The organism is Shewanella sp. 1180_01 (assembly GCF_052850535.1).
Genome location: NZ_VXCT01000241.1, coordinates 1 through 201, shown reverse-complemented (window position 1 = coordinate 201; position 201 = coordinate 1). Strand labels below are relative to the sequence as shown.

Genomic DNA, 201 nt, shown 5'->3' with positions numbered 1-201 from the left:
TGTGCAGCCTAATGTTCTCCTCAGAACAGGTGTTTTTACGCCTGTTGGTCGTAGAACTAATCCGAATGATGTCAAAGCACAAGATCTCAGCAACGATCTGGTGAGCCTCGATATCTGCCAAAAGGAGGGCTATGACCTGGTTACCGTCAGGGGCCAACGGCTGAATATCGAAACCGATTTTAAGGTGTGGTGCGGTATTGT

At 48.3% G+C, this 201-nt stretch carries 1 pseudogene; it reads left to right on the top strand.

Annotated features, from left to right (window positions below):
- A pseudogene (locus FW758_RS25035) lies at positions 1–201 on the top strand (RepB family plasmid replication initiator protein); the annotation flags it as partial.